Annotated in this window: 21 protein-coding genes; 10 read left to right on the forward strand and 11 right to left on the reverse strand. The window is 62.7% G+C overall.

Translation table 11 applies throughout. The features are described 5' to 3' along the window. Nucleotides 1–98: 98 nt before the first annotated feature. A complete protein-coding gene (locus QNH97_RS24645; RefSeq protein ID WP_283554307.1) occupies nucleotides 99–977 on the reverse strand; it encodes a DMT family transporter in 879 nt (292 codons plus the stop codon). A 252-nt stretch (nucleotides 978–1,229) separates the two neighbouring features. Here QNH97_RS24645 and ypfJ point away from each other — a divergent pair, with 252 nt between their 5' ends. After that, the gene (ypfJ, locus tag QNH97_RS24650; protein WP_283554308.1) at nucleotides 1,230–2,111 is read left to right on the forward strand and encodes a KPN_02809 family neutral zinc metallopeptidase; all 882 of its coding nucleotides are present in this window, start codon (nucleotides 1,230–1,232) and stop codon (nucleotides 2,109–2,111) included. After that, nucleotides 2,112–3,059 (forward strand): alpha/beta hydrolase, encoded by a 948-nt coding sequence (locus tag QNH97_RS24655; RefSeq protein WP_283554309.1) that lies wholly within the window; start codon nucleotides 2,112–2,114, stop codon nucleotides 3,057–3,059. A 143-nt stretch (nucleotides 3,060–3,202) separates the two neighbouring features. On the opposite strand, the gene QNH97_RS24660 is transcribed toward QNH97_RS24655, so the two are convergent. From QNH97_RS24660 to QNH97_RS24670, 3 genes are all read right to left on the reverse strand, one after another. Beyond that, nucleotides 3,203–3,796 (reverse strand): HAD family hydrolase, encoded by a 594-nt coding sequence (locus tag QNH97_RS24660; RefSeq protein WP_283554310.1) that lies wholly within the window; start codon nucleotides 3,794–3,796, stop codon nucleotides 3,203–3,205. Next, complete coding sequence (gene tesB / locus QNH97_RS24665) at nucleotides 3,793–4,662, reverse strand: acyl-CoA thioesterase II (RefSeq protein ID WP_283554311.1); 870 nt, start codon at nucleotides 4,660–4,662, stop codon at nucleotides 3,793–3,795. Before tesB ends, QNH97_RS24660 begins: the two co-directional genes overlap by 4 nt. A 103-nt stretch (nucleotides 4,663–4,765) precedes the next feature. Next, a complete protein-coding gene (locus QNH97_RS24670) occupies nucleotides 4,766–5,335 on the reverse strand; it encodes a GNAT family N-acetyltransferase (protein WP_283554312.1) in 570 nt (189 codons plus the stop codon). 73 nt (nucleotides 5,336–5,408) lie between these two features. Between QNH97_RS24670 and QNH97_RS24675 the strand changes: the two genes are divergently transcribed. Together QNH97_RS24675 and QNH97_RS24680 are read left to right on the forward strand one after the other, a co-directional pair. Beyond that, nucleotides 5,409–6,329 carry a histone deacetylase family protein gene (locus tag QNH97_RS24675; RefSeq protein WP_283554313.1) on the forward strand — a complete coding sequence of 307 codons (921 nt, stop codon included), beginning with the start codon at nucleotides 5,409–5,411 and terminating at the stop codon, nucleotides 6,327–6,329. 274 nt (nucleotides 6,330–6,603) lie between these two features. After that, entirely contained in the window at nucleotides 6,604–7,845 is a 1,242-nt protein-coding gene (locus tag QNH97_RS24680) for a TIGR03862 family flavoprotein (RefSeq protein ID WP_283554314.1), read from the forward strand. 124 nt (nucleotides 7,846–7,969) lie between these two features. On the opposite strand, the gene rhlE1 is transcribed toward QNH97_RS24680, so the two are convergent. Beyond that, the gene (rhlE1, locus tag QNH97_RS24685; protein ID WP_283554315.1) at nucleotides 7,970–9,307 is read right to left on the reverse strand and encodes an RNA helicase RhlE1; all 1,338 of its coding nucleotides are present in this window, start codon (nucleotides 9,305–9,307) and stop codon (nucleotides 7,970–7,972) included. Nucleotides 9,308–9,365: 58 nt separating this feature from the next. After that, nucleotides 9,366–10,268, reverse strand: a complete 903-nt coding sequence (yedA, locus tag QNH97_RS24690) for a drug/metabolite exporter YedA (RefSeq protein WP_283554316.1) — start codon at nucleotides 10,266–10,268, stop codon at nucleotides 9,366–9,368. A gap of 161 nt (nucleotides 10,269–10,429) precedes the next feature. On the opposite strand from yedA, the gene QNH97_RS24695 reads away from it, so the two are divergent. After that, nucleotides 10,430–10,882, forward strand: coding sequence for an Lrp/AsnC family transcriptional regulator (locus tag QNH97_RS24695; protein WP_283554317.1), 453 nt, complete (start codon nucleotides 10,430–10,432; stop codon nucleotides 10,880–10,882). A gap of 129 nt (nucleotides 10,883–11,011) precedes the next feature. Here QNH97_RS24695 and QNH97_RS24700 read toward each other — a convergent pair whose 3' ends face one another. The 3 genes from QNH97_RS24700 to QNH97_RS24710 form a co-directional block, all read right to left on the reverse strand. Next, the gene (locus QNH97_RS24700; RefSeq protein WP_283554318.1) at nucleotides 11,012–11,623 is read right to left on the reverse strand and encodes a 3'-5' exonuclease; all 612 of its coding nucleotides are present in this window, start codon (nucleotides 11,621–11,623) and stop codon (nucleotides 11,012–11,014) included. A 20-nt stretch (nucleotides 11,624–11,643) separates the two neighbouring features. Beyond that, nucleotides 11,644–12,123, reverse strand: coding sequence for a LabA-like NYN domain-containing protein (locus QNH97_RS24705; protein WP_256232795.1), 480 nt, complete (start codon nucleotides 12,121–12,123; stop codon nucleotides 11,644–11,646). 138 nt (nucleotides 12,124–12,261) lie between these two features. Further along, on the reverse strand, nucleotides 12,262–13,029 hold the full coding sequence (locus QNH97_RS24710; RefSeq protein WP_283554319.1) for a DUF2076 domain-containing protein: 768 nt from the start codon (nucleotides 13,027–13,029) through the stop codon (nucleotides 12,262–12,264). A gap of 175 nt (nucleotides 13,030–13,204) precedes the next feature. Here QNH97_RS24710 and QNH97_RS24715 point away from each other — a divergent pair, with 175 nt between their 5' ends. Continuing rightward, a complete protein-coding gene (locus QNH97_RS24715; RefSeq protein ID WP_283554320.1) occupies nucleotides 13,205–13,867 on the forward strand; it encodes a hypothetical protein in 663 nt (220 codons plus the stop codon). An 84-nt stretch (nucleotides 13,868–13,951) separates the two neighbouring features. Then, nucleotides 13,952–15,031 carry an endonuclease/exonuclease/phosphatase family protein gene (locus QNH97_RS24720; RefSeq protein ID WP_283554321.1) on the forward strand — a complete coding sequence of 360 codons (1,080 nt, stop codon included), beginning with the start codon at nucleotides 13,952–13,954 and terminating at the stop codon, nucleotides 15,029–15,031. Nucleotides 15,032–15,176: 145 nt separating this feature from the next. Here QNH97_RS24720 and hrpB read toward each other — a convergent pair whose 3' ends face one another. Next, on the reverse strand, nucleotides 15,177–17,693 hold the full coding sequence (hrpB, locus tag QNH97_RS24725) for an ATP-dependent helicase HrpB (RefSeq protein WP_283554322.1): 2,517 nt from the start codon (nucleotides 17,691–17,693) through the stop codon (nucleotides 15,177–15,179). Nucleotides 17,694–17,788: 95 nt separating this feature from the next. On the opposite strand from hrpB, the gene pmcY reads away from it, so the two are divergent. After that, a complete protein-coding gene (gene pmcY / locus QNH97_RS24730; RefSeq protein ID WP_283554323.1) occupies nucleotides 17,789–18,208 on the forward strand; it encodes a periplasmic Zn2+ metallochaperone PmcY in 420 nt (139 codons plus the stop codon). 28 nt (nucleotides 18,209–18,236) lie between these two features. Next, nucleotides 18,237–19,130: a cation diffusion facilitator family transporter gene (locus QNH97_RS24735; protein WP_283554324.1), complete on the forward strand. Its 894-nt coding sequence runs from the start codon at nucleotides 18,237–18,239 to the stop codon at nucleotides 19,128–19,130. A 19-nt stretch (nucleotides 19,131–19,149) separates the two neighbouring features. Here the strand turns inward: QNH97_RS24735 and QNH97_RS24740 are convergent, their stop codons facing one another. Then, the gene (locus QNH97_RS24740; protein WP_283554325.1) at nucleotides 19,150–20,160 is read right to left on the reverse strand and encodes a DUF6515 family protein; all 1,011 of its coding nucleotides are present in this window, start codon (nucleotides 20,158–20,160) and stop codon (nucleotides 19,150–19,152) included. 340 nt (nucleotides 20,161–20,500) lie between these two features. On the opposite strand from QNH97_RS24740, the gene QNH97_RS24745 reads away from it, so the two are divergent. Further along, complete coding sequence (locus QNH97_RS24745; protein ID WP_283554326.1) at nucleotides 20,501–22,192, forward strand: ShlB/FhaC/HecB family hemolysin secretion/activation protein; 1,692 nt, start codon at nucleotides 20,501–20,503, stop codon at nucleotides 22,190–22,192. Nucleotides 22,193–22,195 lie beyond the last annotated feature (3 nt).

Below are 22,195 nucleotides of genomic sequence, written 5' to 3' on the forward strand. Positions count from 1 at the left end.
CGCAGCAATCGCAAAAAAGCGAGGGCCGCTTCGCAGCCCAGCGGGAGCAAGCTCCCTCGCCACAGAGGGCTGTGCTGGCCATCAAGGGTTCTGTGCGGTTACTTACGCCGCTGCTGCCACGCCGCCGCCAACCCGCTCAAGCAGATCAGGGCGATGCCCACCACGGTGGTCAGCGTCGGTGTATGGCTGAAAAACAACCAGCCCAGCAACCCGGCAAACACGATCTGGCAATACCCGAACGGCGCGAGCAGCGCCGGGGCGGCAAAGCGGAAGGCTTGGGTCAACATCAAGTGAGCGGTCATCCCGCAGGCACCCAGCGCCAGCATCATCACCCCATGCATCAGGCTCGGCACTTGCCAGAAGAACGGCACCAGTGCGCTCATCACCAACGTGTTGCACAGGCCGGCGAAGAAATTGCTGGTGGTCGGGCTGTCGATCTCACTGAGCTTGCGCGTGAGCAACTGGTAGAAGCAGAAAAAAAGCGCCGAACAGAATGGCAACAACACCGCCGGGGTGAACAGATCGCCACCGGGATGGACGATGATCAACACCCCGATAAAACCGAAGATCACCGCGATCCATTGACCGCGCGTCACGTGTTCACCCAGCAACGGCACCGACAACGCGGTCACCAGCACGGGCGCGAGGAAGTTGACCGCCGTCGCTTCCGCCAATGGAATGAACATCAACGCGGTGGTGAAAAACAGACTGGTCCCCAGCAAGCACAACGCCCGGGCGAACTGCCATAACGGGCGCTTGGTACGTAGAACCCGCAGCCCCGAACGCGGCAGGAAGATACCCGCCATCAACAAGGTGTGCACCACGTAACGTGCCCAGACCACCATGATGATCGGATAAAAACCCGACAGATATTTGGCCAACGCGTCATGACTGGAGAACAGGAACGTTGCGACCAGAATAAGCACGATGCCCTTGAAAGCCTGATTGACGCCGGAGAGCGGTGTGCTGACGGTCATGAGGGAAACCTGCGTTGCTTGATGTAGGGGCCGTGACGCACGTTGCAGTTATTGGGCCAGCGAGCATACCGATAAGTTCTGAATCCGAAGTGTAATGAAAATTCCGCAGCCAGGCAGGATTGGCTCACCGCTGAACCAAAACCCGTGTCCGTTGCCTGACAGCTCAAGCGCAGCGCGCACCTTGGGCGCCTAAAAGCTAGACTTACCGCCACAGCAGTCATTTTTAGCAGGGTCATTCAGAGGACTTCCCCCATGTTATGGAAAAAAGGTCGCCGTAGTGACAATGTGGTGGACGCCCGTGGTGACGGTGGCGGCGGCGGGATGCGCTTCGGCGGTGGCAAGGGCCTGAGCCTGACGGCCATTGTCCTGATCGTCGGCATTGGCTGGATCACCGGCCAGGACCCGATGCAAATTCTCGGGCAATTGGCCGGGCAGATGGACCAGTCTGCACCCACGTCCTCGCAAACCCGCCAGGCGCCACCGGCCAACGATGAACAGGCCGAGTTCGTGCGCTCGATCCTTGGCGACACCGAAGACACCTGGGGCCAGGTTTTCCAGCAGGCGGGTCGCCAATACCAACAACCGAAACTGGTGCTGTTCAGTGGTCGGGTCAACTCGGCCTGCGGCCTGGCCTCCTCGGCAACCGGCCCGTTCTACTGCCCGGCCGACCGCCAGGTGTACCTGGACATGAGCTTCTTCAAGGAAATGTCCCAGCGCTTCGCCGCCGCCGGGGACTTCGCCCAGGCCTACGTGATTGCCCATGAAGTCGGACACCATGTGCAGACCCTGCTCGGCGTGTCGGCGAAAATCCAGGAGGCCCGCCAACAAGGCCGGCAGATGGAGGGTGACGGTGGCTTGCTGGTACGCCAGGAATTGCAGGCCGATTGCCTGGCCGGGGTCTGGGCCAACCACGCGCAGAAACGCCTGAACTGGCTGGAACCGGGCGACATCGAAGAAGCCTTGAACGCCGCCAATGCCATCGGTGACGACCGCTTGCAGCAACAAGGCCAGGGCCGTGTGGTGCCGGACTCCTTTACCCACGGCACCTCGGCACAACGGGTGCGCTGGTTCAAGACCGGCTTCGCCCAGGGCCAGGTCAGCCAGTGCGACACCTTCGCGGCGAAAGCCCTGTAAATGAAGTGGGGCGCATTGATTGGGCTGCTGCTGTGCTGCACCGTCGCCCAGGCAGACGAACATGGCGTGAACGTGGTCGCGCAGGGGCGACTGCAGTTCAAGGGGGGCGCCATGGCCGTCGATGTGAGCCCGCCCCCTGCGTCCATCCAACGCGTGCTGATCATCCTCCATGGTCGACTGCGCAATGCCGACACCTACCTGCACAGCGCCGAAAAAGCCGCCGAGCACGCCGGACAGCTGGCCACGACCCTGATCATCGCCCCGCAGTTTCTCAACGAACAGGATGTAGCTCGGCATCAACTGCCCAACGACCTCCTGCGCTGGCAGGGCAACGACTGGATGGCCGGTGGTTTGTCCACAGGGCCAAATCCGGTCAGTTCCTTTCAGGTACTCGATGACATCGTGGCGCGGGTCAGTGATCGCCAGCAATTCCCCGAAGTGAAGGAGATCGTCATCGCCGGCCATTCCGGCGGCGCCCAGGTGGTGCAGCGCTATGCCCTGCTCGCCCACGGCCAATACCGGATCAGCCCGCGGTTTGTCATTGCCAACCCGTCGTCCTACGCCTATTTCGATGCCCAACGGCCCATGGCCTTCGACCCTGCCAGTTGCCCTGGCTTCAATCACTGGAAGTACGGCCTGCAGAACCTGCCCGCCTATGCCGCCGGACAAACCCCCGCTCAGTTGGAGGCAAACTACGTCAGGCGCGACATCGTCTATTTGCTCGGGCAACAAGACATCGACCCGGAGCATCCGGCGCTGGATAAAGGTTGCGAGGCGCAGACCCAGGGGCCGTATCGGCTACTGCGCGGGCATTTCTTTTTCGACTACCTGACGCGGCGTCATCCCGCAGGGTTGAACCAGCGGCTGATCGAGGTGCCGGGGGTTGGGCATAACGGCAATGGGATGCTGACTTCGCCGGAGGGGTTGAAGGTGTTGTTTGGGCGGTAAGTTTTGTGTCGACTGGACGGGCCTCTTCGCGAGCAGGCTCGCTCCCACAGGAGAACTTTGTTGATCGCAGTTTTTTTGCCCACAGCAGATCAACTGTGGGAGCGAGCCTGCTCGCGAAGGCGGTGGGTCAGTCACCACCCATCTCAAGCCAAAAGCATCCGCCGCAACTCAACACAATCGCGCGCATGCCAGTCCGTCAGCTCCGGCCACGGATTATCCGGCAGGTTCACCAGTACCGTCCGCGCACCCGCCGCCCGGCCACAGTCCAGGTCGAAGCGGTAGTCGCCCACCATCACCATCGTCTCGGGCGCGACGTTCCAGGCTTCGGCCAGCTTCAACAGCCCACCGGGATGAGGCTTGGGTGGTGCTTCGTCGCGGCCCAGTACATCCTCCACGGCAAAACAGTCCGCCAGGCCGATGGCCTCGAGGGTGACATGGGCCAGCTCGCGGGCGTTGCGGGTCAGGATGCCCAGGCGATCACCCCGCCCGGCCAGTTCGCGCACCAACTCCACCGCCCCCGCCGCGGGCCTGGAGCCCAGCGCCAGGTCGCGCTCGTGCTCCAGCAGCCAGGCATGTTTGATGGCGGCCTCATCAGCCGGCAACGCCGCCAGGTGGGTCAGGATGTCGTCTTCGGCCGGGATCGCCAGGGCCACGCGGATCGCCGCGAAATCATGCACGGCGATGGTCAGCGTGCCATCCATGTCGAACACCCAGTGCCGCACTTCGGACAGGCTCATGCCCAATCCTTGCGGTGGCGGATGAGCCCTTCCTGGGTAACCGACGCCACCAGTTGCCCGGCGCGGTTGAACACGCTGCCACGGGAGAATCCACGGGAATTGCCGGCCCACGGGCTGTCCATGGCGTAGAGCAGCCAATCATCGGCGCGCAGGTCGGCATGGAACCACAAGGCGTGATCGAGGCTGGCGACCTGCATGTCTTTCTGCCACACCGATTTGCCGTGGGGCAACATCGAGGTGGTCAACAAGCCGAAGTCCGACGCGTAGGCCAGCAGATACTTGTGCAAGGCCGGCGAATCCGCCAGGGCACCATCGGCGCGGAACCACACGTACTTGACCGGATCGGCCGGTTGCGGGTTGTAGGGGTCTTTCTCGGTGACCGGGCGCACTTCGATCGGCTTGGGGCACAGCAGTTTTTCCCGCATGTGCTCGGGCAGCAGGTGCGCCCGCTGCTGAGTCAGCTCCAGCTCGGACGGCAGGTTCTCCGGCCCGACGACGTGCGGCATGGTGCTCTGATGCTCAAAGCCCTCTTCGTCGTACTGGAACGACGCGCTGCAAGTAAAAATCGGATGGCCCTTCTGGATCGCCGTCACTCGGCGGGTGCTGAAACTGCCACCGTCACGCACTCGGTCCACCTGGTAGACCACCGGCAACGCCGCGTCACCCGGGCGCAGGAAATAACCGTGCATCGAGTGCACATGACGCGCCTCTTCCACGGTCTGGCTGGCCGCTGACAGTGACTGGCCCAACACCTGGCCGCCGAACAACTGGCGGAACCCCAGGTCCTGGCTGCGACCGCGAAACAGGTTCTCTTCGATCGGTTCCAGGGTCAGCAGGTCGACCAGATCTTCCAACACGTGGCTCATTCAGACTTTCCTCACACAGCGCAACACCGCGCAGCCTGTGCTGCGGCGGTGGATCGATTGTTGGCCCGGCCATTGTCGCGGGCATTGTAAACGTCCGTGTCGGCTAACCGTGCAGGGTCTGCAGCCACTGCTCACGGTTGATGCGATAGAGCACATGGTGACGCAATGGATGATCGACTGCGAGTGTTGGGTGTTCGAAGTCGTCAGCCGGGTCATGCTGCATGCCGATGGCCTGCATGACTTTTTGCGACGGCAGGTTATCCACAGCGGTGAACGCCACCACTTCGTTCAGCAACAACTGGTCGAAAGCACAGCGCAGTGCCGTCCATGCGGCCTCGCTGGCATACCCCAGCCCCCAATGCTCCCGGGCCAGGCGCCAGCCAATCTCGATCGCCGGCGTGAAGTGCGCGTCAAACCCGACCACGCCCAGCCCGGTAAAACCGATAAAGGCCCCGGTGTCCTTGCGCTCCAGTGCCCACAAGCCAAAACCATGCTCGGCAAAATGCCCACGCACGCGCCCGATCAGTGCGGCGCTTTCCAGACGGCTCAGGCGCGCCGGGAAATAACGCATCACCTGCGGGTCTGCGCACATGGCGGCAAATTCCGGCAAGTCATCATCGCGCCACTGCCGCAAGAGCAGCCGCGCGCTTTCCAGTTCCAGTATCGGCTCCATTTTCACTCCCCTTCCATGCCCCAGAGTCTACATCGCTGGTAGGATCCGTCACTCCATCGCCACTGAAAACACCATGTCGCTGCCACTGATCTATCACGAAGACTACAGCCCCGAGTTCCCGGCGGAACACCGTTTCCCCATGGATAAATTCCGCCTGCTGCGCGATCACCTGGTAGACAGCGGCCTGACCTGCGACGCCGACCTGCTGCGCCCGGAGCTGTGTCCGCCAGACATCCTCGCCCTGGCCCATGACCGCGCTTATATCGAACGCTACATGGGCGGCGAGTTGTGCCGTGAAGACCAACGGCGGTTAGGCCTGCCCTGGAGCGAAGCCCTGGCCCGCCGAACGGTACGCGCCGTGGGCGGCTCGCTACTGGCGGCCGAGCAGGCCCTCGAGCACGGGCTGGCCTGCCATTTGGCCGGCGGCACCCATCACGCCCATTACGACCACCCGGCCGGATTTTGCATTTTCAACGACCTGGCGGTGATCAGCCGGTATTTCCTGGCCAGCGGCCGAGTCTCGCGGGTGCTTATTTTCGACTGCGATGTGCATCAGGGCGACGGTACCGCCCGAATACTCCATGACACTCCGGACGCCGTGACAGTTTCCTTGCACTGCGAAAAGAATTTTCCTGCACGCAAGGCCCAAAGCGACTGGGACATTCCCCTGCCCATGGGCATGGAAGACGGCGCTTATCTGAAAGTGGTGGACGATGCGCTCAACTACCTGCTGCCGCTCTACCAGCCCGACCTGGTGCTGTACGACGCCGGTGTCGACGTGCACAAGGACGATGCCCTCGGTTATCTGAAGCTGACCGACGCAGGCCTTGCCGCCCGGGACGAAAGCGTCATGCGCCATTGCCTGGGGCGCGACATCCCGGTGGTCGGCGTGATCGGCGGCGGCTACAGCAAGGATCGCCAGGCCCTGGCTCGCCGCCACGGGATCCTGCACCACAGCGCACAAAAGGTCTGGGCGTCATCAGGTTGTCATTGAAAGCTGGGCGCGTTACCCACAATGCCTGTGGAGCGGCCTGTGGATAACCTGAGTGAAACGGCCTACAGGCTATGTCGCTTGTAGCGTGCAGGGGCTTGGTTGTTTTTTGATCACTCATTAAAAACACCACCCCCTGTGGGAGCGAGCTTGCTCGCGATAGCGGAGGGTCAGATACATCAATGCCACTGACACGCCGCTATCGCGAGCAAGCTCGCTCCCACAGGGATCCGTACTGGTAGAATGCCCCGCCTATCCCAGCCCCCCAGTTCAAATCATGACCTCGACCGCCCAGCCATCCCCCTCAAACATCGCCATCATCGGCGGCGGCCCAGCCGGCCTGATGGCGGCCGAGGTGTTGAGCCAGGCCGGGATCCAAGTCGATCTGTACGACGGCATGCCTTCAGTGGGCAGGAAGTTTCTGCTGGCCGGTGTCGGCGGCATGAACATCACCCACTCGGAAGCTTACCCGGCCTTCCTGGCCCGCTACGCCGAACGCGCGCCGAACCTCGCGCCGCTGCTGCGAGCCTTCGGGGCCGATGAGTTGTGCTCATGGATTCACGGGCTGGGCATCGACACCTTTGTCGGCAGCTCCGGGCGGGTTTTTCCGACCGACATGAAAGCCGCCCCGCTGCTGCGCGCCTGGCTCAAACGCCTGCGCGAGGCGGGCGTGAGGATTCACACTCGCCATCGCTGGCTTGGCTGGAACCCCGACGGCAGCCTGAGGATCGCAGCCCCGGACGGTGAAAAGGCGCTGCTGCCCAGCGCGACATTGCTGGCATTGGGCGGCGGCAGCTGGTCACGGCTGGGCTCCGATGGCGCGTGGATGTTGCCGCTGGAACAACGCGGTGTGGTCCTGGCGCCCTTGCAGCCGAGCAACTGCGGATTCGAAGTGCAGGCCTGGAGCGATTTGATGGTCAGCAAATTCGCCGGCGCCCCGCTGAAAAACATCGCCATCGGTTTGAACGACGATGTACCGCGCCTCGGCGAATGCGTGATCACCGCCACGGGTATCGAAGGCAGCCTGATCTACGCCCTGTCGGCACCAATCCGCGAAGCGATCAACCAACACGGCAGCGCGACCATTCACCTGGACCTGCTGCCGGGCCGGCCTGTGGATAAAATCCAGCACGCCCTGAGCAAGCCTCGCGGTTCACGCTCGATGGCCAAGCACTTGCACAGCCAGTTGGGGATCGACGGGGTCAAGGCCGCGCTGCTGCGCGAACTCACACCAGCCGAATGCTTCGCTGAGCCGACGCGCCTGGCCCGGGCGATCAAGGCCTTGCCATTGACCCTGGTGAAAACCCGCCCACTGGATGAAGCCATCAGCAGCGCCGGTGGCGTGACATTCGAAGCCTTGGACGAACGCCTGATGCTCAAGCAGATACCCGGCGTGTTCTGCGCCGGGGAAATGCTCGACTGGGAAGCGCCGACCGGCGGCTATCTGCTGACGGCCTGCTTTGCCAGCGGCCGGGCGGCGGGGTTGGGGATGCTGGAGTGGCTAAAGCGCAAGGGTTGAAGACCGAGGCGCGCCTATCGCGAGCAAGCTCGCTCCCACATTGATCGCAATCCTTCTGACAGAACCCGGTCAACTGTGGGAGCGAGCTTGCTCGCGATAGCGATTTATCAGACCCAGCAGGTCATCAAGGCTTGCGCTTACGCGGCCCGGTATTGAACACCGGCACTTTTCGCACCGGCTTGACCGAAGGCTCCACAGGCGCGGCGTCGCCGCTGTCCACCCACTTGCCCAGGTTACGCTTGCCGCCACCGCCCGAGGTTTTCGGTTTCTTCGGCTTTTTCGGTTTCTTGATGACCTGGCCGCTGGCATCGGTGTCCGGTACGCGGTGTTCAGGCTCGAAGTCGTGTTCCATCTGGCGAGTCAACGTCTGACGGGTCAGCGTCTCGATGGCTGACAGCAAATTCACTTCATCTGCGCAGACCAGGGAAATCGCCTGCCCTGTAGCGCCTGCCCGGCCGGTACGGCCGATGCGGTGGATGTAGTCCTCGGCGACGATCGGCAAGTCGAAATTCACCACCAACGGCAAATCTTCGATATCCAGACCGCGGGCGGCAACATCGGTGGCCACCAGGATCTGCACTTCGCTGGCCTTGAAACGGTCCAGCGCTCGTTGCCGGGTGGCCTGGGGTTTGTCGCCATGGATGCCGTCGGCGTTGATGCCCAGGCCCTGGAGTTTTTCCACCAGCGCGTCGACACCGTTGCGGGTCTTGGCGAACACCAGCACTTGCTTCCACTTGTGCTTGCGCATCAGGTGCACGAACAATTCCGGCTTGCGCTTCTTGTCCACCGTCACCACCCACTGCTTGACGGTGCTGGCCGCCACATTGCGCGGGCTTACTTCAATGCTCAGCGGATCGTTGAGCATCTGCTCGGCCAGCAGGCGAATCGCGTCGGAGAACGTTGCCGAGAACAGCAAAGTCTGGCGCTTTTTCGGCAATGCCTTGTAGATGTTCGCCAGTTCTTCGGAGAAGCCCAGGTCGAGCATGCGGTCAGCTTCGTCCAACACCAGGGTTTGCAACTGGTTGAACTTCAGCGCGTTCTGCCGGAACAGGTCGAGCAAGCGCCCGGGCGTGGCGACCAGCAGGTCGACGCCTTTGCGCAGCTTCATCATCTGCGGATTGATGCTGACGCCGCCATACACCGCGTAGGTGCTCAACGGCAGGTTTTGCGCGTACTGACGCACGCTTTCATGCACCTGTTCGGCCAGCTCGCGGGTCGGCACCAGAATCAGCGCCCGCACCGAGTTGGCGGTAACCTTCGGCCCTTCGGTGGTCAGCAGTTGCAACAGCGGCACAGCAAAACCGGCGGTCTTGCCGGTGCCGGTCTGGGCGGCGGCCATCAGGTCGCGACCGGCCAGCACCGCCGGCATGGCTTGGGCCTGCACTGGGGTCGGGGTTTGGTAGCCAAGCGTCTCGAGAGCGCGCAGCAAGGGTTCGATCAGGCCAAGGGTGGCGAAAGTCATGGAAATACCGTAGGAAAAATCAGCGCAAGATGTGCAATGCGCGGCAGTTTACCCTAATTCAGGATACGGCCGGCGCAGGCTTGGGTCTGCGCCACTGGGGCAGGCCGATCAGCACCACCGCACTGATGATCACCAGCATCGCCAAGGCCTCTTCTGTGCCGATGGTTTCACCGGCGAACACGATCCCCAGCAACACCGCCACCGCCGGGTTGACGTAGGCATAACTGGTGGCCGCCGCCGGACGCACGTGCTTGAGCAGATACATGTAGGCGTTGAAGGCGATGATCGAACCAAAAAAAGTCAGGTAGGCCAAGGCAAACCAGCCTTCGAGCGGCGGCATGGCGACCAGGTGTTCGCCGCTGGCCACACTGCCGATCAACAGCACCACGCCGCCCACCAGCATTTCCACCGCACTGGCCATCGCCCCCGCCGGCAACGGCAGGTGCTTGCTCAGCACCGAACCAAAGGCCCAGGACGCCGCCGCGAACACCAGCAAGGTTGCGCCCAACGGGCTCGATTGCAAGTTGGAGCCGAGGTTGAGCATGGCGATGCCGATCAGGCCCAGCGCAATTCCCGCCCATTCCAGACGCGTATTACGTGCGCCCCAGAAGTATCCGCACAGCAGGGTAAACAACGGCACCGTCGCCACGGCTAACGCAGCCACCCCGGAAGCCACACCGGTGTGCTCGGCGACACTGACCGCGCCGTTGCCGAAACTGAGCAACAACACGCCGATGATGCCCCCGGCCTTCCACTGTGCCCAAGTCGGTGCCGGCGCCCCGCGCCAGCGCAGGAAGCCATACATCAGCGACCCGGCAATCACAAAACGAATCCCGGCCAGCAGCAGCGGCGGCCAATGCTCCACGCCGATGCGAATCACCAGGTAGGTCGACCCCCAAATGACGTACAAGGCAAAAAAGGCAGCGATCAATGGCAGAGGAAAACGGCGTGGGCCCGGCATGGTCAGCTCGAAGTCAGGACAATGAGAGACCCTATTCTAGAAAGGCGACAAGCGGAAAATAAGCTACAAAACCTGTTTATCCAGACCATACACTTTTCAAAACATGGAGATCAGCGCTATAAACCGTGCTTTCGAAAGTCACGTCACGTGGAAGCCAAACCGTGGACAAATACGACCGCATGCTACTTGCCGCCCTGCTGGAAAACGGTCGTGCGTCCTACGCCGAACTGGCCCGTAAAGTGAACCTGTCAGCCCCGGCCGTGGCCGAGCGAGTCGCCAAGTTGGAAGCCAGCGGCGTGATTACCGGCTATCAGGCAAAAGTCGACATGGCGAAGATCGGCCTGCCGGTGCAGTGCGTGATCGAACTGCGGATGAACCAGCACGGTAACCAAAAGACCTACGACGAACTGTGCAAGATCCCACAGCTGACCGAGTGTCATCGAGTGACGGGTGATCCCTGCGTGATCATGCAGGCGGCGGTCGGCTCGATGCCGGAGCTGGAAGAACTGATCAACCGCATCGCCAAGTTCGGCTTCAGCAAGACCTCGATCGTGCTGTCCAGCGCCATTGAAAAGCGCGTGCCGTTGGGGCAGTTGGAGGGGAATGGAAAATAAACTGCTTCACACAGATCAACCTGTGGGAGCGAGCTTGCTCGCGATAGCGGAGTGTCAGTCACCATAAGTACTGACTGATCCGACGCTATCGCGAGCAGGCTCGCTCCCACAGTTTTTTCGGTGGTGTGGTCAGAACCCACGATGCCGCTTGAGATGCTCATTGATCTTCGCTGCCGGCACTTTCTGCAAACTGCACAGCAAATCATGGGACAACTCCCGTAACCCATGCTTTTGCCGCAGTTCCGAGGCCAGGTGGGCGGTGAGGTTGGCGGCCATTTCGGCGTCGGCCATGGCCCGGTGAGCCTGGCCGGTGTGGGGCAGGCCAGCGAACGCGTTGAGCGTGCCGAGCTTGTGGTTCGGCGCCGCCGGCATCAGGCGCCTGGCCAGCAGCAGTGAACAGGCGAAGTTCTGCAGGCGGGTGCGTTTGATTCGCCCCAGTTCAAAATCCCAGAACTTCTGGTCGAACGCAGCGTTATGGGCCAGCAGCGGCGTGATGCCGACGAACTCGTTGACCTCGTTCATCACCCGCTCCGCTGGCGGCGCGCTGCGCAGCATGGCGTTGCTGATGCCGGTCAGTTGCTCGATGAAGGCAGGCACGCGCACACCGGCATTCATCAGGCTCTGGTAGCGGTCGACGATCCGGCCTTGTTCGAGAATCACCACGGCAATTTCGGTGGCCCGGCAACTGCTGCTGGGTGTGATGCCGGTGGTTTCAAAGTCGATGACTGCGATGCGTTCCAAACCTTTCTGAACTCCTGAAATCAATTCTTGAGCAGCAACGCGCCTTCGATGGGCACGTAGCGGCTGGCGGCGCGGATCAGCGAGTTGGCCGTCAACCCCGGCACGCCATAGGCCACGGCCTGCACGCCGTGCTTGTTGATGATGCGCTCGAGCAGCATGTCGAAATCGCCGTCACCGGAGGCCAGCACCACTTCGTCGACGTGGTCGGCGGCGTCCATGATGTCCAGCGTGATGCCCACGTCCCAGTCGCCCTTGGCCGAGCCATCGCTGCGCTGGATGTAGGGCTTGAGCTTCACGACGAAACCCAGGTTGCGCAGGATCTGCTGGAACTGTTGCTGTTTGCTGTCGCCGCGATCGATTGCATAGGCATAGGCTTCGACGATCTGCCCCTGCTTGCTGACATCGGCCCACAACGCGGCGTAGTTGAAATGGCAGCCATAGGCCTGGCGCACGGTGTAATAGAGGTTCTGGACATCGGCGAACACTGCGATTTTTTTCACCGCGTTTCCTCTTGGATGCACAAGCGCGCAGGCTGGATCGGGCCACCCGGCCCGAAAAGTCGCCCAGTATGCCAGCCCCGAGGATTGTTCCGCGAATAATCGACCCGAGGCGCCAGGGCGCCCCGGACGAATGGCAGGTCAGACGAAGGAATCGTCGTCGCCGAAGGAGGACGAATCGTCGCTGTAGTCCGCGTCGCTGAAACCGCCCTGGTCGCTGCCGTAGGCATCGTTGTCGGCCACGCGCGAATCATCACCCCAGCCGGTGTCGCTGCTGTTACCGGTGTCATTGACCGGTTGAGCCGGCTCTTCCTTGATCACCTCGACGATCTCCTGCGGTTGCTGACCGCTATGGAACAGGCTGCTGATGCCCTGGGCCAACATTACGCCACCGGCCACACCCGCTGCGGTTTTCAAGGCACCGCCGAGGAAACTGCTCGCTGCCGGGGCCTGCTGTTGCGGCGCGCCATAGTTGCCGGGCGACGCACCAAAGCCCTGTTGGGCCGGGGCATTGAAGGCCGGCCGCGCCGGTTCGCGCCAACCGCCACCACCGGATGCCGGGGCGCTGGGGGCGGACGCCGGCCGTGAATCACGGGAACCACCGCCGAAAATACTCGAAAGGAAACCACCGCCACCGCTGGGCGCCGAGGCTGGGTTGCGGGCCTGTTGCACGTCGGCCTGCAACTGCTCGACTTGCTGGGCGAGCTGTTTATTCTGCTCGTCGAGGCGCTTGATCGCGGCCTCTTGCACCAGGATCGCCTGGGCCATGAAATAGCCCGCCGCAGGCTGGTTGGCCAGGTGCTCCTTGATCCGCGCCTCGGCCTGGGCGTCGCGCGGGGCTGAATCCTTTTCGGCCTGTTGCAGCCGTGAAAACAGTCCATCGATCAGGGTTTGCTCTTCGCTGTTCATGGCGACCTCATCAGATTGCCGGGTAGATATCATTCCGGTCCTGAAGACCGGTGCCACCAGTAATGGGGCTCGCCGGATAGGTTTCAACGGTCTTTACCAGATGTTTACGTTTGCTTGTGCGGGCGCCTGATCGGTTAAAGTGTCCGACCGCTTTTTGAATTGCGATTACCGACTCATGAATCCGTTTGACGTGCTGCGCGACTCTTTGTATTTCTTCAAGCGACATCTGGGCCGGATCGCCCAACTGTGCCTGCCGCTGGTGATACTCGAGGCCGTGTTGCAGCAAGGATTGAACAGTGCCATCGGCCCCGAAGGTTTTCCCGGCTACAGCTTGATCGTCGGGCTGCTGGTGTATCCGCTTTATACCGTCGCGTTGATCTTGTTTCTCGACGCCCGCAGTCGCGGTGAATCGCCGCCCGCCCGTGACCTTCTTGCAACGGCCCTGACCCTGTGGCCACGCTTTGCCTTGCTGACGGCCCTGAACACGCTGCTGATCCTGGTGGGCATTTCGTTGTACTTCCTGCCGGGCCTGTGGCTGATGGTGGTCCTGGCCTTCGGTGAGTACCTGCTGGTGCTGCGGGGCTTGGCGCCGCTGGCCGCCATGAAGGAAAGCCTGCGCATGAGCCGCGGCCATTTCTGGCGGATCCTGTTGTGCATTCTCTGTGTGATGGTGCCGCTTTGGCTGCTCAAGGGCGCCAGTGTCTCGGTATATCCACCGCCTCAGAACCCCTTGATCAGCTTGCTGATCGAGAGCGTTCACAGCTTCTTGCAACTGTTCACCAGCGTGGTGCTGTTCCGGATGTTCATGCTGATCGAAGCGAAGCCTGACAACCGCTGACCGCACACTGCGACGGGCTTGGGCTTGAGAACCGCTCTCGGGTATGCTCGGGATCACTTTTGCGTATCGTCCATAAGCCGAGCCATGACCCGTCTACTGCGCTACACCCTGCTGGGCCTGCTGCTGATCCTCTGCCTGGCCGCCCTATCGATCTACAGCCTGACCTGGCGCCCACAAGCCAGGGAAGCGATACCGGTCAGTTGCGCCGCCAACGCCGCGCCGCTGATGCCCGGCCAGGCCTTGAAGGTGATGACCTGGAACGTGCAGTTCCTGGCTGGCAAGCGCTACGTGTTCTGGCACGACCTGGCCCAAGGCAACGACGAACGCCCGACCCCGGAAGACATGGCCTTCAGCCTCGATGAGGTAGCCCGGGTCATTCGCGACGAGCAACCGGACCTCGTGTTGCTCCAGGAACTGGACAACGGCGCCAAGGCCAGCGACTACCAGGACCAGCTCAAGCTGTTGCAGGAACGCTTGGCCGACCTCTATCCATGCAGCACCAGCGCCTTCGACTGGAAGGCTGACTTCGTCCCCGAGCCGCACATCTTCGGCAGCGTCGGCCGGCAACTGGCGACGCTGAGCCGCTACCGCATCGACCACGCCGAACGGGTGCAATTGCCGGTGGCCGACGCCAACTTCATCAGCCGGCAGTTCCAACCGAAAAATGCCTTGTTGGTGAACTATGTGGCACTGAGTGGCGGCGGTCAGCTGGTGGTGCTCAACACCCATCTGGAACGAGCCACCGAGCCCGACGACACGCTGCCGAACCAGGTCACTGCCGTGGCCAAGGCCCTGGACAAACTCGAATCCGCCGGCACGTCTTGGCTGATCGGCGGTGACTTCAATCTGCTGCCCCTGGGCCAGTACCGGCGCCTGCCTTCCGAGCAACGCACGCCCTATGCCGCCGACAGTCCTCTGCACTTGCTGTGGGACAAATATCCGATGATCCCCACCAACAACGAAGCCAGCGGCATCGACCGCGAGCACTGGCTGACCCACTACCCGAACGACCCCGGCCTCAACGGCCCGGACCGGACCGTTGACTACCTGTTCTACAGCCCGCGGATCAAACGGGTTGAAGCTCAGGTGCGGCAGGACGATACCTTGCGTATTTCCGATCATTTGCCGGTGATTGCGCGGTTCCTGTTGCCGGCAGCGCCTTAGCAGGACTCACCTAAGCCCCCTGTGGGAGCCGAGCTTGCTCGCGATTGCGGTGGATCAGCAGCATTGTTATTGGCTGAGACACCGTTATCGCGAGCAAGCTCGGCTCCCACAGGGTTTGTATTTCAGATTCAAATTCGGAATCAGCTCACTTGCGCGGCTTGACCCGGGCCGTCGCCTCCGCCACCAACGGATCATCCGGCCAGTAATGCTTGGGATACCGCCCCTTCAAATCCTTCTTCACCTCGGCATACGTGCTGCGCCAGAAGTTCGCCAAATCCTGGGTCACCTGCACCGGCCGGCGCGCTGGTGACAACAGATGCAGCTTGACCACCTGACGGCCGCCGGCGATGCGCGGGGTGTCGGCCAGGCCGAAGAGTTCCTGCAAGCGCACCGCCAGGATTGGTGGATGTTCGCTGTAGTCCAGGCGAATCGACGAGCCCGAGGGCACGCTCAAATGGTGGGGCGCCTGTTCGTCCAGGCGTTGCGGCAACGGCCAGGGCAACAAGTTGTGGACGATGCTCGACAGGTCCAGGTTAGCGAAATGACTGAGGCGCGAGACACGTCCCAGGTACGGCATCAACCAATGCTCCAGACTGTCCAGCAATGCCCTATCGCTAACGTCAGGCCATTCGCTCTCGCCCTTGGCCTCCAGCTCAAGTCGACGCAGCAGCGCCACGCGCGCCTGCCATTGACGCAGCTCCGGGGTCCAGGGCAATAGCTCCAGGCCCTTGCGCCGCACCAGGTTCACCAGCGCCTGGCTGCGGGCGGACTCGTCCAGGCCGGTCAGCGGTTCGCGGCTGAGGACCAGTTCGCCGACCTTGCGCTGGCGCTCGGCCCGCAGCACGCCTTCGCGCTCGTCCCAATCCAGTTGATCCACCACGCGAACCTGTTCGGCCAACACCGAATCGAACAGCGCCGGGGCGAAATCCGTCGCCAGGTAGATGCGCTCTTCCCGCTGGCCCTGACGACTGCCCAAGTCGGCGATCACTAACCAGGCTTGCTTCATCAGGCTGTCGGCCTCGGCAAACAACGCCGCGCGGCCGTTGGCCAGGCGATATTCCGCGCCGCCGGGCCGGCGCTGCTGGGCGACGCGGTCCGGATAGGCCAACGCCAGCAATGCGCCAAGCCAGCGCGGATGATCGGGGTCGGCGACGGCTTCCTGGGCCTTGCCCCGCAGGTAACCGCGATATTGCCGGGCCAATTGCCGCGCCCGCTGCACGCCACCCTGGGCGCCGCGCGCCGGGCGTTCTTCGCCAGACAGCAACACCAGACGACTGTGCAGGTCCGCGCCGGCACCCCGGAGAATATCGCGCTCGCCCAACAGCGCGGCGACGTTACAGGCCATGTCCGCCAGCCCCAACGCCTGCCCGCGCAGCAGCAAATGGGCAATGCGCGGGTGGGCGGGCAGTTCGGCCATGGTCTGGCCGTGGCGGGTCAGTTGCTCGCCCTCCAGCGCACCCAGGCGTTGCAGCAGGTCTTGGGCCTGGGCATAAGCGGCGGCGGGCGGAATGTCGAGCCAGACCAATTGTTGCGGCGTCACGCCCCAGCGCCCCAGTTGCAGGGCCAATCCGGCCAGGTCCGCCGAAAGAATCTCCGCACTGCCGTAGGCGGCCAATTGTTCGTGCTGGTCTTCGGACCACAACCGGTAACACACCCCCGGCTCCAGACGCCCGGCCCGACCGGCCCGCTGCGTGGCGCTGGCCCGGGAAATACGCTGGGTGTCGAGACGGGTCATGCCACTGCCCGGATCGAAACGTGGCACCCGGGCCAACCCGGCGTCGATCACCACCCGCACACCGTTGATGGTCAGGCTGGTTTCGGCGATGTTGGTGGCCAGCACCACTTTGCGCTGACCGGGCGGCGCGGGGTCGATGGCGGCGCGTTGGGCCGCCAGGTCCAGTTCGCCATGCAGCGGGCAGAGCAACACGTTGCCGCCCTCGCCCAAGGCATCGGCCAATTGCTGATGCACCCGACGGATTTCCGCTTGCCCGGGCAAGAACACCAACACGCTGCCGGTTTCGTCGTGCAGCGCATCCAGCACGGTCTGCACCAGTCGCGGCTCGATGAATTCACCGGGCTGGAACGGCCGGCCCCAGCGCACAGTCACCGGAAACATACGGCCTTCGCTGCGCAGGATCGGCGCGTCGTCCAGCAACCCGGCCAGGCGCTCGCCTTCGAGGGTGGCGGACATCAGCAGGATTTTTAGCGGTTGGTCTTCGCGAAACAGCTCGCGGCCGTTGAGGCTCAGGGCCAGGGCCAGGTCGGCATCGAGGCTGCGTTCGTGGAACTCATCGAAAATCAGTAGCCCCACGCCTTCCAGCGCCGGATCGTCCTGCAGGCGGCGGGTGAGGATGCCTTCGGTGACCACTTCAATACGGGTCTTGGGGCCGACCTTGCTCTCGAGGCGAATCCGGTAGCCGACCGTTTCACCGACCTTTTCCCCCAGCTCGCTGGCCAGGCGCTCGGCCGCCGCCCGTGCCGCCAGGCGTCGGGGTTCGAGCATCAGGATGGTCTGCCCGGCCAGCCAGGGCTCGTTCAACAGGGCCAAGGGAACGCGGGTGGTTTTACCGGCACCGGGCGGTGCTTCGAGCACCGCTTCGTGGCGCGACGCCAGGGCTTGACGCAGGGCGGGTAAAACTTCATCAATCGGCAAAGAAATCATGCTGGCTCCAAAACAGAGGGCCGAGTATAACGGCGAACTGTTTAGCGTGGTCTGGACTCCAACCAGCAACGCCTTTATCTGCTCAGGAGATTGCTATGCGTATTCCCTTTCGCGTAATCGGCGGCGTCCTGGTCGCCACCCTGCTGACCCAGGTCAGCGCCTGCGGCTCGATCTTCTACCCGGACCGGCGTGGCCAGATCGACGGCAAGATCGACCCGGCGATTGCCGCGCTCGATGCCGTCGGCCTGCTGTTCTACATCATCCCCGGCCTGATCGCCTTCGCGGTGGACTTCGCCACTGGCGCCATTTATTTCGAGCCGGGCCGAAGCGTCCAGATCGAGCCAGAAAAACTCAAGCCGGCCATCAACCCCGACGGCACCGTCAATAACCACAAGCTGCAAGCGATCCTGGAAAGCGAACTGGGCCGCAGTTTCCCGTTGGACGATCCACGGCTGATCCAGCACAAGGGCAACGCCCAGCAACTGGCCGCCCTCGGTCTCAAACCGGCGGCATGACAGGCGCCACTGAAGGAACGAGCGCGCCATGACCACCAGCACCGAACACGCTCGCCTGCTGCGCCTGGCCACCCGGGCTTCTGTGGCCGTGGCGCTCATCCTGGTGATTGCCAAGGCGCTGGCCTGGTGGCTGAGCGGTTCGGTGAGCATGCTCGCCGGCCTGACCGACTCGGCCCTGGACGGCGTCACGTCGCTGCTTAATCTGCTGGCGGTGCATTACGCATTGCGCCCCGCCGACGATGATCATCGCTACGGACACGGCAAGGCCGAATCCCTGGCCGGCATGGCCCAGGCGCTGTTTATCGGCGGCAGTGCCGTGTTGATTGCCTTGCAGGCGTTCGAGCGGTTGAAAAACCCGCTGCCGGTGGACGCCCCTTGGCTCAGCGTCGGGGTGATCGTGTTTTCCCTCGGACTGACCCTGGCGTTGTTGGCGTTGCAACATCGGGTCATCCGTGCCACCGGCTCCAATGCCGTGCGCGCCGACTCCCTGCACTATCGCTCCGACCTGTTGCTCAACGGCAGCATCCTGGTCGCCCTGGTGCTGGCCGGGTTCGGCTGGTATCAACTCGACGCCTGGTTCGGCCTGGGCATTGCGGCGTACATCCTGTGGAGCGCGATCCAGATAGCCCGGGAAAGCTTCGCCGTGCTGATGGATGAGGAACTGCCGCCCGACGTCAGCCAGCACATGCTGGAACTGGCTTGTGCCGTGCCGGGAGTCGTTGGCGCCCACGACCTGCGCACGCGGATTTCCGGCAACCACTGGTTCGTGCAGCTGCACCTGGAGTTGCCGGGGGAACTGACCCTGTCAGTGGCCCACGGCATCAGCGACCAGGCGGCCGACGCGATCCATCGCGCTTACCCGAAGGCCGAAGTGCTGGTTCATGCTGATCCGCTGGAAGTGGTGAGCGGGTCCAAAGCTTGATGGCCTGAACTGCGCTGAATCAGTAAGTCACCTGATACCCACGACTGCTCAAGCAACTACCCTGGGCCTGGCGATAGGTCTGCACCACCTCCGGTGCCGGCGGGTAGGTGTAGCTGCGCGGATCGAAACCACTCTGCTGCACCGCCCAGCGATAGCAATCGTACCCATCCTGGTTGACCTGCTCGGGCGACTGGCCGTTGGCTGGATAAGCCACCACGTCGTAGCTGTTGCCTTGGGGCTGAGGTTGCGGGTTGGCCACCGGCGGCTCGACCACGACGTAATCCTGGGTATTGGCTTCGTAGATGTAATAAGCGCCGGCGGCGAGAAAGAACAACGAGCTGCCGATCCACACTTCCCTGGCGTAATCGGGCAGATAGCGGGTGCGAATGCCCCGTGGCGGCGCGACCACCACATAACGCGGCCCTTGAGGACGATACCAATAGCCGCCGGAATAGAAATAGTCATGACCACGATAAGGCACGCGGTAGTTGCGGTCCGGAAAACGGTCGATCACGTACCCCGGGCGGTATTGCGGCCCCGGGCCCCAGCCATTGCCATGACCGTCCGGCCGACCGGGCCAATGCTGTTCGGGACGGTTGTCACGCCCCGGGCGGGGCCCAGCGTTGGGATAGCCGTCGCTGCGGCGCGGAATATCGCGGTAATACCCTGGTTGCGGTTCCCGGGTCTGGGTCACGCTGTCGGGCCGGCCCTGGATCGGCAGATTGTTGCCAGGTTGCTGCGGCCCACGACCATGGCCGTTGGGGTCTTGAGGCCCACGGTCGGGGCGCTGGCCGCCCTGGTATTGAGGCTGCGGCTTGACCTCGAACTGGCGGCTGTTGTCACCACGAATGATTTCATTGCTCTGCGGCCGGGGCTGGCCGGAATACCCCTGGCCGTTACCGCCTCGCCCGTCCTGGCCGCGACCGCCGTCCGGGCCACCGCGGTTTTGCTGATCGTCGGCCATTCCCTGCGCACTGACACTTGCCCACAACAGACCAACACCTGCCAAACGCCAGATGCGCGACTTCATGTTATTCCTCACAACGGTTCAAGGCCTGACGATAAGACTCGGAAAAGCCCAGGCCGGTTCTGCGACAGGTTATCAGTCACGGGGGTTATTTCGCAGTGCATTTTCCTGGGTCTTGCCGCCACGTTCCCCTAAAGTTCGCGTCAATACTCGCAACCAAGGGCCATAAGCCACCACCCAAAAATTACTGGCAATTACCGTTCGTCGTTTTTTCGAGCCATTTTCTAATACAAGGAGTTTTACCATTTAATATGCCCACCGATTCATCGGGCGACATGGATTCCGGTCCGCCTGAAATGACCGTTGGCATTTGCCGCAGTTGGCCGTTCAAGGGAATGAAGGCATGACCCGCTTTGGTACTACGCACATTTTGGCTTCTTGTGCGCTTTTTACATCCCTGGCTCATGCCGCTCCCCTCCAGACTCCCGGCGACCGCGATCTGATTCGTGATCGCCAGCAGCAATTGCTGCAAGAGCAACAAAAACGCCTCGACGAACTCCAGCAACTGCCCGGCAAGACATTGCCCGCGCCTGAGCCGGCCAAACCCGACGACAGTCGCTGCTTCGACATCAAGACCATCGAACTCGAGGGCGCGCCCCACCTCGACGCTGGCACGCGAGAGCAATTGCTCAGGCCCTACCAGAACCAATGCCTGTCGGTCGTGCAGATCAACACGCTGCTCAAGGCCGTGACCCATCATTACCTTGAACGCGGCTTCGTCACCACGCGCGCTTATCTGCCACAGCAGGATCTGTCGGGCGGAGTGCTGAAAATCGTGGTAGTCGAAGGGCGTCTTGAAGGCTTCGACAGCTCCGCCCTGGCCAGCCCCCGCGAGTTGACGATGACGTTTCCCGGCGAGACTGGCGAGCTGCTGAACCTGCGGGAACTGGAGCAACTGGTGGACCAACTCAGTCGCTTGCCGTCCCGCCAGGCCCAGCTTGAACTGACGCCAGGCGAGCAGGTCGGCGGCAGCCGCATCGGCTTCAAGGGCGAGCGGGAAAAACCCTGGCGCGTCTCGGCGATGCGCAGCAATGACGGCGACCGCAGCACGGGCCAACAACAGATGGGCCTGGGGTTGGACTGGGACAGCCCGCTGGGCCTCGCCGACCAATTGAGCCTGCGCACCAACCAGGACGCCGTCAGCGACCACTGGCGCCACTCCGACAACCAAAGCCTGTACTACAGCGTGCCCTACGGCTGGTGGACGTTCAACTATGCCTACAGCCAGAGTTTCTACCGCGCCCGCAACGACGCCCAAGGCTTTACATTCGGCTATGACGGCACCAGCAAGAACCATGCGCTTCGCGCCGAGCGCGTGCTGCATCGCGACAACATCAGCAAGACCGGCATCAGTTTCGGCCTCAGCCAGCTGCGCACGCGCAACTACATTGATGAAAATTTCATCGACACCTCCAGCGTGACCATCACCGAGACCCAACTGAACGTCAACCATGGCCGGCGCATCGGTTCGGCGTTCATCAACCTGGATGCCGGTTGGCAACAGGGGATTGGGGCGCTGGATGCCCAGCGGGACAGCCCTCATAGCGGACCGCAGTCGCGCTACAACAAATACAGCCTGACCCTGAGCTACTTGCAGCCGTTCCGGCTGTGGGGTGAAAGCTTCAGCTTCGACAGCCTTGCCACAGGGCAGCGCAGCGAAGATGAACTCTACAGTCCGCAACGAATCAGCCTGGGCGGTGTCAGTTCGGTACGAGGCCTGCAAGACCAGACGTTGACCGGGGACAGCGGCGGTTACTGGCGTAACCAGTTGCGCTGGCGTCGGGCAGTGACCTGGGAACCCCTGCTGCCCCTCTTGCAAGAGTACGGCGTGGCGTTCGCCTACGACGTCGGGGTCATCGAGGGCAGGTCCTCGAACCCTGATGAGCGCGGCCGCGTCAGCGGCAATGCCCTGGAGTTCAATGCCAGGGGCAAGAACCTCGCTACTTCCGTGAGCTTTGCCCGCTCACTGGAACGCCCGGGGATTATCGAAAAACGTGAACGCCCGGTGTATTTCCGCGTCGATCTGTTTTTCTGACAC

This window comes from Pseudomonas sp. G2-4, assembly GCF_030064125.1.
Lineage (GTDB): Bacteria > Pseudomonadota > Gammaproteobacteria > Pseudomonadales > Pseudomonadaceae > Aquipseudomonas.

Bases quoted from the DNA above. Each gene is read 5' to 3' on its own strand.
- rhlE1 (WP_283554315.1), bottom strand. From the start codon at position 9,307: ATGACTTTCGCCACCCTTGGCCTGATCGAACCCTTGCTGCGCGCTCTC.
- QNH97_RS24745 (WP_283554326.1), top strand. From the start codon at position 20,501: ATGACCCGCTTTGGTACTACGCACATTTTGGCTTCTTGTGCGCTTTTT.
- QNH97_RS24680 (WP_283554314.1), top strand. From the start codon at position 6,604: ATGACCTCGACCGCCCAGCCATCCCCCTCAAACATCGCCATCATCGGC.
- ypfJ (WP_283554308.1), top strand. From the start codon at position 1,230: ATGTTATGGAAAAAAGGTCGCCGTAGTGACAATGTGGTGGACGCCCGT.
- QNH97_RS24720 (WP_283554321.1), top strand. From the start codon at position 13,952: ATGACCCGTCTACTGCGCTACACCCTGCTGGGCCTGCTGCTGATCCTC.
- QNH97_RS24710 (WP_283554319.1), bottom strand. From the start codon at position 13,029: ATGAACAGCGAAGAGCAAACCCTGATCGATGGACTGTTTTCACGGCTG.
- QNH97_RS24715 (WP_283554320.1), top strand. From the start codon at position 13,205: ATGAATCCGTTTGACGTGCTGCGCGACTCTTTGTATTTCTTCAAGCGA.
- QNH97_RS24660 (WP_283554310.1), bottom strand. From the start codon at position 3,796: ATGAGCCTGTCCGAAGTGCGGCACTGGGTGTTCGACATGGATGGCACG.
- tesB (WP_283554311.1), bottom strand. From the start codon at position 4,662: ATGAGCCACGTGTTGGAAGATCTGGTCGACCTGCTGACCCTGGAACCG.
- QNH97_RS24740 (WP_283554325.1), bottom strand. From the start codon at position 20,160: ATGAAGTCGCGCATCTGGCGTTTGGCAGGTGTTGGTCTGTTGTGGGCA.
- hrpB (WP_283554322.1), bottom strand. From the start codon at position 17,693: ATGATTTCTTTGCCGATTGATGAAGTTTTACCCGCCCTGCGTCAAGCC.
- QNH97_RS24670 (WP_283554312.1), bottom strand. From the start codon at position 5,335: ATGGAGCCGATACTGGAACTGGAAAGCGCGCGGCTGCTCTTGCGGCAG.
- pmcY (WP_283554323.1), top strand. From the start codon at position 17,789: ATGCGTATTCCCTTTCGCGTAATCGGCGGCGTCCTGGTCGCCACCCTG.
- QNH97_RS24735 (WP_283554324.1), top strand. From the start codon at position 18,237: ATGACCACCAGCACCGAACACGCTCGCCTGCTGCGCCTGGCCACCCGG.
- QNH97_RS24655 (WP_283554309.1), top strand. From the start codon at position 2,112: ATGAAGTGGGGCGCATTGATTGGGCTGCTGCTGTGCTGCACCGTCGCC.
- QNH97_RS24675 (WP_283554313.1), top strand. From the start codon at position 5,409: ATGTCGCTGCCACTGATCTATCACGAAGACTACAGCCCCGAGTTCCCG.
- QNH97_RS24645 (WP_283554307.1), bottom strand. From the start codon at position 977: ATGACCGTCAGCACACCGCTCTCCGGCGTCAATCAGGCTTTCAAGGGC.
- yedA (WP_283554316.1), bottom strand. From the start codon at position 10,268: ATGCCGGGCCCACGCCGTTTTCCTCTGCCATTGATCGCTGCCTTTTTT.